Origin of the sequence: uncultured Methanobrevibacter sp., from assembly GCF_900314695.1 — an archaeon.
GTDB lineage: Archaea > Methanobacteriota > Methanobacteria > Methanobacteriales > Methanobacteriaceae > Methanocatella.
In genome coordinates, this window is sequence record NZ_OMWD01000025.1 from 24,472 (window position 1) to 30,602 (window position 6,131).

Consider the following 6,131-nt stretch of genomic DNA (forward strand, 5'->3'; position numbering starts at 1 on the left):
CTTCGATTATCTTATTTTTTAGATTGAAGATTGTGAAAACTTAAATGGGTTATGGTCTTCATATATTGCATCATAATATTTATTTAAAATAGCTGATTCCCACATATTATAATTTGCCTGCTCATTTTTTTCAAAATTATAAGCTAAAAGACCTATTTTACGTTCATATTCATTGATATTATTTTTATCGCAGAAATCAGTGATTATATCAGGAATATATTCACAAGGATCATCACTGCTAAACTCCAAGAATTCCTCATATTCCTGCTTAGAGAACAGTTCTTCAGCATCGATTGGATCTTCACCAGCTTTTATTGTGAATAATTCAATATAAATATTATCTGCCAAAGGCAACTGATTGAATTCTATTCCTAAACCATATACCCTGCCATTTTCAAGGTTAAGTACAGTGTGGCCTGTTCTTTGGTATGATATCCAATTATCAAATGCTGGTTTTACAATATCTTCAGGAGTCAAACCTGACAAAATGCTTTTTAAATGTTCAACTCCAATCACTTCAACAATTTCTTCCATGTTTAAATATTTTACAAAACTATTTAATAAAGATAATCAAAAAAAAGAAAAAAATGGATTATATTGTAGCAACAAATCCCATAACAACAAATCCAATGATTATACTAATAATAGTGGCCAAACCACTATCTCCCAAAAATCCCTTTACTATATATGCCACAATTCCACCAATTAACAAAGCTGCAATACCATTCATATTTTTCACCTAAACAATGCTTTTTTCAATGCGTTCAATAGTTTTTCTGCATAATTTTTTAGGAGCACCCGCTGAGAATCCCTTCAATTCCTGCTCTTTGAATTTTTTTCTGTTGATTGGTGCTAAAGGAAATGTTTTTACCCATCCTTCAATTTTAATCCCATCACCGGAAAATTCATATTTAATGCAAGCATGAGCATCAAAGCGAGTATTAAGATATATACTCTCACCATTATCATCAATTTGTTCAAATTCATCATTATTAAGTATTTTTTTAATTAATACCTCATTTTTCACATCATCAGTACTTTTGAATACATAATTTGTTCTTGACAATGCCATCACCAATTAAAGATATGCTTTAAACATATTTAAATCAGTTAAAGTATTTTATTTAAATTTAAAGGACAATATTTAATTAAAAAAAAATATGATACATTTATAAATGAAAAAAAATAAAATATAATTTAGGTATGACTAAATTTTTGGGAGGTGAAAATTATGGATAATATGGCTGAAGCAAGAAGAAAAATGCACGAAAGAGACAAAAAAATTGAAGCTGAAAAGAAGTCCAAAACCAAAAAAGTAAGAAACTTCTTTTTTGGATGCTGTAAAAACAAATAATTCCTTTTTTTAATTTTCAACACCACTACATTATTGTGAAAAATCACACTTCAAGAAATAATATATACTTTAAAAAAGTAACTATTAATCATGTTTTCTAAAGCTACACTTAAAGAGCGAAGACAATACTACCGTGAGGAATGGTCCGAAAATGACCTGCCTGAATTCATATCCACCGACATAAAAAAGAGGGAATTCGGTTTTGACCATAACGGCACAGGTCCGAATGACAGATATAAGGTTTTTAAAGGAAAAGAGTCTTTAAGGAAATTTTTAAGATATAAGGCACCATTTGCTGCATATATCTCAGTAGCATTCTATAACAATCCCAGAAGAAGGGAAGACTGGCTAAAAGCAGAGTACATTTTTGATGTAGATGCAAAAGACATTCCAATAAGATCATGTCAATGTGACAGCGTTTGTGAAATATGTTTAGGGGAAGCTTTAGAAATCGTGAATACATTGATTGACACATTACAAACGGATTTGGGTCTTAAAGACATCCATCTAATTTACTCCGGAAGAGGATATCACATCAGGATTTTGGATGAAGAGATGATGACTGCAGGAAGTGAACTCAGATCAGAAGTTTTAAAATATGCTGCTGGTGCTGAAGTTCCAAAATCTCAATTCGTAAACCCTGAAATCTCAAATCAAAGTTTTAATTTTGAGCATTTCTCAATACCGGTCGGATATTCAAAAATATTTACCGACAAGGTCAAATTCAATATTCAACATTTGGTCGGCAATGAAAAATTGGATGGAATCAATCCAAAGCTTATGAAAGATATCATTGCATCAAGACATCACCTAGAAAATGACGATTGGGGATATTTTAAAAGAGATATTGGTCCTAGAAGATATAAAAATTTAGTTGAAGCTATGGCTCGTGTTAATTTAGCTACCATTGATGCTAAAGTATCCATCGATTTAAAAAGAATCTTAAGGCTTCCATCATCACTTCACTCCAAAGTCAGCATGAAATGTATGGAAGTCAAAAACAGAGAGACATTTGATCCGTTCTCAAAAGCGGTTCCGAAATTTGTTTATGAAAGAAAAGGTGTTTGAAATGGATGAAACATTAAGGGAAATTTTAAGGAAAAATCAATATTTTGAAGAGATTAACAAAAACAGATTCATTCCACAATATTTGGGATTGGTCGTTAATGGTGTAGTCGTGTATCATGTCAACTGGATTGATATTGTTGAAAAAGAGATAATATTCATGCACAAGGATATTCAAACCCATCCAATCGTTTCACTTGTTTTGGAAAATCTCAATTCATTGATGATTATAACAGATGAAGGAATCAAACAGGTATTGTGAGAAAAGATTAATTTTCAGATTCCAAACATTTTGCAACAATTTTGCTGCTTACTATATCTGCTGGGTCGTCTGCAGGAATCACATTCCACTCATAAGTTACTTTACCTGTCTTTGACCTTGCCTCTCTTAAAGCGTCAATGTTTTCAAACATTTCTTCTTCTTCATTACGAGATTTAATGCGTCTTAAGGATTCTTCCGGAGTTACATCCAAGAAAAACATGCAATCTGATTTTGGAAGAATAATGGAAACAATCTTATAAACGATTACATTAATAACATTTGGAAGATATGCAACAGCCATAGTATACCTTGAAAAAATTAAAACATCAGTATCCTTATTGTAATAAAACATATGAACTGACCTAACTGCATCCAAACCAAAATATATTGTGGCCTTTAAATGATTTATCTTACCTGTTTTTAGAAGTGCCTGTTTTGATTTTCTGCCAAATTTATTGTCACTGCATGGATGAGAACGTATAGTGACATCACGACCTTGATTTTTATATACTTCTGCAAGTAAATTAACCTGGGTGTCTTTTCCACACCCATCAAGTCCGTCAATAACAATAAATTTTTTCATATAACCACTTTCAGTTATTATATCCTGCTAATCAATTGGGTAAAATTCAGTGTATATTGAATTTCTTTCAATAGGATTTCTTCCTAAATCTTCAACCATCCTACTTAAAGTTTCAATTGAAGCATTAACACCATCTGGGGCTCCTGATGCTTCAGACAATTCATCGCCACCTAATGTTCCACCTAAATCATTTGCGCCTGCAGTCAATACAACCTGTGCAAATCTGAATCCCATTTTTACCCAGGATACCTGTAGATTAGGAATTAAATCTCTAAGCATTAACCTTGAAACAGCATATAACTTCAAATCCTGTGTTCCAGTAGCTCCAAGATTTGATTGTCCTTCCAAAAAGATTGGAGAATACTCATGCATAAAAGTCATTGGAATAAATTCTGTAAAACCATGGGTTTCTTCCTGTAACTTACGGATAACATCAATATGTTCCACCCGTTCCTCCAAAGTTTCAACATGACCATACATAATTGTGGATGAGCCCGGTATCCCCACTTCATGAGATGTTTTCACAATATCGACCCATTCAGCCACAGTTACCTTTTCAGGACATATGATTTCTCTTGACCTATCAGTCAAAATTTCAGCAGCAGTTCCCGGCAATGTATCAAGACCTGCATCTTTTAATCGCTCAAAACCCTCAGCAACACTTATTTCAGACACTAAACATGCATCTCTAACCATTGTTGGTGAAAATCCATGAATTGACACTTTAGGATAATTGTCTTTCAATAATGTAAGTAAATGTTCATAATAGTCTATATCTGCATCAGGATGTACTCCACCCATCAAAGTAAATTCCCGAGCGCCATCAGCTACTGCACCTTCTGCCTTGGCTAAAATTTCTTCATCAGATAATATGTAAGCATCAGGATCTTCGGCATCCTTTCCAAATGCACAAAAACCACATCTAACAGTACATATATTAGTGAAATTAATATTACAATTATTAATGAATGTTACGTTGTCCCCAACTAGTTCATGCCTTACATAGTCTGCTGTTGCAAGCAACGGATATAAATCATGTCCTTGAACATTCATTAAATGATTTGCTTCTTCTACGGTAATCTGTTCGTCCAGAGATTTTGTTAAAATCTCTTCAGTTTTGGAAGATACTGGGAGTTTATCAAACATGATAATATATTACCATTAAATTAAATAAAAAGTTTTCTATTAATTAAATTTAATGTAATAAATTGTACATTAATTTAAATTAAAAACATGAATTTTAATTAATAAAAATTCAAAAATAATGAAAAAATATGGATTTGACAAAAAAATACCTATTTAAATAATGAATTATATAACTGTAATAATATTATAAGATGTGATACAATGGACAGTAGTGAAGCTATTTTTAATGGTATCAAAGATGCTGGAATTGACTTTATTGTCAGTGTTCCATGCGTCAACTTATCAAAATTACTTAATATGATTGATGAGGATGATGAAATAATTCATATCCCCGTAACCCGTGAGGAAGAAGGAATAGGAATATGTGCTGGAGCTTACCTTGGAGGTAGGAAAACTGCAATATTGATGCAGAATTCGGGACTTGGAAACTCCATAAATGCTTTAAAGTCCTTAACACAACTATATGAATTTCCATTAATCATGATTATGAGCCATAGAGGGACTGAAGGAGAAAACATTTGCGGACAGGTCCCTATGGGAGAATCTACACCCCTAATTTTAGAGGCTATGAACTTTAAATTTTTCAAACCTGGAAATCCTGAAGCTGCTTATGAAGCAATATTTGATTCATGGGATTTGTCAACTGAAGAAGGAAAACCAGTTTCAATACTTTTAGAAATTAGTTATTGGTGATAATATGGCAAGAAGAGAAGCAATTGCTGATATAATGAAAAATATTGATGATGAAATTGTTGTTTGCAACATCGGATTTCCATCCAGAGAATTATATGACATTGACGATAGGGATGAAAACTTTTATATGATTGGTTCAATGGGCCTTGCATCATCTATAGGTTTAGGTCTTGCATTATCTCGCCCAGACAAAGACGTTGTTGTCATTGATGGTGACGGATCACTTTTGATGAATATGGGTTCACTTGTAACCATATTTGCCAATAATCCGAAAAATCTAACTTGGATTGTAATAGATAACGGTGCATACGGATCAACCGGAAATCAAGACACCTATGCTCAGGTAATTGACTTATGTGAAATTGCAAAAAGCGTTGGATTTAAAAATAGCTTTAACTTTGAAGACATTGATTTGGCTGAAATAATTAAAAGTGATGATGCCAGTTTTATCGTATACAATACTGAAGCAGGAAATTCAAAAGCACCTATTATTGACTTGACTCCAATTGAAATTAAAGACAGGTTCATGAATGCAATTAAATAACATCATATTAGTAACATGTGTTTAAATCAATTTAAACACATATAACTGATATATAAAGATTTCTTATCATTATATTAAAAATATAATCATGCAGGAAATCAAATTATACGAACTTCTGGGATATGTGAAAATATCACCCTACAGAACAAACACATTGAAATCCATTGGCAAGGACATCAAAATGCCATCGGAAATCGCTCGTGACATTAATATTAATACTAGTCAGGTATCTGCAGCATTATCTGATTTAAAAAAGCAGGAATTAGTAATATGTGTCAATGAAGAAGTAAGAAAAGGAAGATTGTATAAGTGTACTGAACTGGGATTGGAAGTACTTGAAAATATCAAATAATCAATAATCATCACCAAAACTAACACTATTTTTATTGAACTACCTCGACTTTGGTGAAGTCGAGGATTCTTACTTCACGGGCTGATACTCTCCCACGAGAGTAGGATTACCGTGCTATCCCCCCTGTTCCAG

Annotated in this window: 11 protein-coding genes; 6 read left to right on the forward strand and 5 right to left on the reverse strand. The window is 32.6% G+C overall.

The window, feature by feature from the left end; genetic code table 11:
* Positions 1–18 precede the first annotated feature (18 nt).
* Genes QZN45_RS08650 through QZN45_RS08660 form a run of 3 tightly spaced genes read right to left on the reverse strand, consistent with a single transcriptional unit; the run spans position 19 to position 1,066 of the window.
* On the reverse strand, positions 19–534 hold the full coding sequence (locus QZN45_RS08650; protein ID WP_296812474.1) for a hypothetical protein: 516 nt from the start codon (positions 532–534) through the stop codon (positions 19–21).
* Between the two features lie 58 nt (positions 535–592).
* Entirely contained in the window at positions 593–730 is a 138-nt protein-coding gene (locus QZN45_RS08655; protein WP_292607247.1) for a hypothetical protein, read from the reverse strand.
* Between the two features lie 9 nt (positions 731–739).
* On the reverse strand, positions 740–1,066 hold the full coding sequence (locus QZN45_RS08660) for a hypothetical protein (RefSeq protein WP_292607244.1): 327 nt from the start codon (positions 1,064–1,066) through the stop codon (positions 740–742).
* Positions 1,067–1,231: 165 nt separating this feature from the next.
* Between QZN45_RS08660 and QZN45_RS08665 the strand changes: the two genes are divergently transcribed.
* The 3 genes from QZN45_RS08665 to QZN45_RS08675 all read left to right on the forward strand — a co-directional run bounded on the left by QZN45_RS08665 (position 1,232) and on the right by QZN45_RS08675 (position 2,681).
* Positions 1,232–1,354 (forward strand): hypothetical protein, encoded by a 123-nt coding sequence (locus QZN45_RS08665; RefSeq protein WP_292607241.1) that lies wholly within the window; start codon positions 1,232–1,234, stop codon positions 1,352–1,354.
* Positions 1,355–1,444: 90 nt separating this feature from the next.
* The gene (priS, locus tag QZN45_RS08670) at positions 1,445–2,422 is read left to right on the forward strand and encodes a DNA primase catalytic subunit PriS (protein WP_292607238.1); all 978 of its coding nucleotides are present in this window, start codon (positions 1,445–1,447) and stop codon (positions 2,420–2,422) included.
* 1 nt (position 2,423) lies between these two features.
* Complete coding sequence (locus QZN45_RS08675) at positions 2,424–2,681, forward strand: hypothetical protein (RefSeq protein ID WP_292607235.1); 258 nt, start codon at positions 2,424–2,426, stop codon at positions 2,679–2,681.
* 7 nt (positions 2,682–2,688) lie between these two features.
* Here QZN45_RS08675 and QZN45_RS08680 read toward each other — a convergent pair whose 3' ends face one another.
* Positions 2,689–3,264 carry a thymidylate kinase gene (locus QZN45_RS08680; RefSeq protein ID WP_292607232.1) on the reverse strand — a complete coding sequence of 192 codons (576 nt, stop codon included), beginning with the start codon at positions 3,262–3,264 and terminating at the stop codon, positions 2,689–2,691.
* Positions 3,265–3,291: 27 nt separating this feature from the next.
* Positions 3,292–4,410, reverse strand: coding sequence for a 5-amino-6-(D-ribitylamino)uracil--L-tyrosine 4-hydroxyphenyl transferase CofH (gene cofH, locus QZN45_RS08685; RefSeq protein ID WP_296812475.1), 1,119 nt, complete (start codon positions 4,408–4,410; stop codon positions 3,292–3,294).
* A 201-nt stretch (positions 4,411–4,611) separates the two neighbouring features.
* Here cofH and comD point away from each other — a divergent pair, with 201 nt between their 5' ends.
* The 3 genes from comD to QZN45_RS08700 all read left to right on the forward strand — a co-directional run bounded on the left by comD (position 4,612) and on the right by QZN45_RS08700 (position 5,999).
* Positions 4,612–5,103, forward strand: coding sequence for a sulfopyruvate decarboxylase subunit alpha (gene comD / locus QZN45_RS08690; protein WP_292605800.1), 492 nt, complete (start codon positions 4,612–4,614; stop codon positions 5,101–5,103).
* Between the two features lie 4 nt (positions 5,104–5,107).
* On the forward strand, positions 5,108–5,647 hold the full coding sequence (gene comE, locus QZN45_RS08695) for a sulfopyruvate decarboxylase subunit beta (protein WP_296812477.1): 540 nt from the start codon (positions 5,108–5,110) through the stop codon (positions 5,645–5,647).
* A gap of 88 nt (positions 5,648–5,735) precedes the next feature.
* Positions 5,736–5,999, forward strand: a complete 264-nt coding sequence (locus QZN45_RS08700) for a winged helix-turn-helix domain-containing protein (protein WP_296812479.1) — start codon at positions 5,736–5,738, stop codon at positions 5,997–5,999.
* The last annotated feature ends 132 nt before the right edge of the window (positions 6,000–6,131 follow it).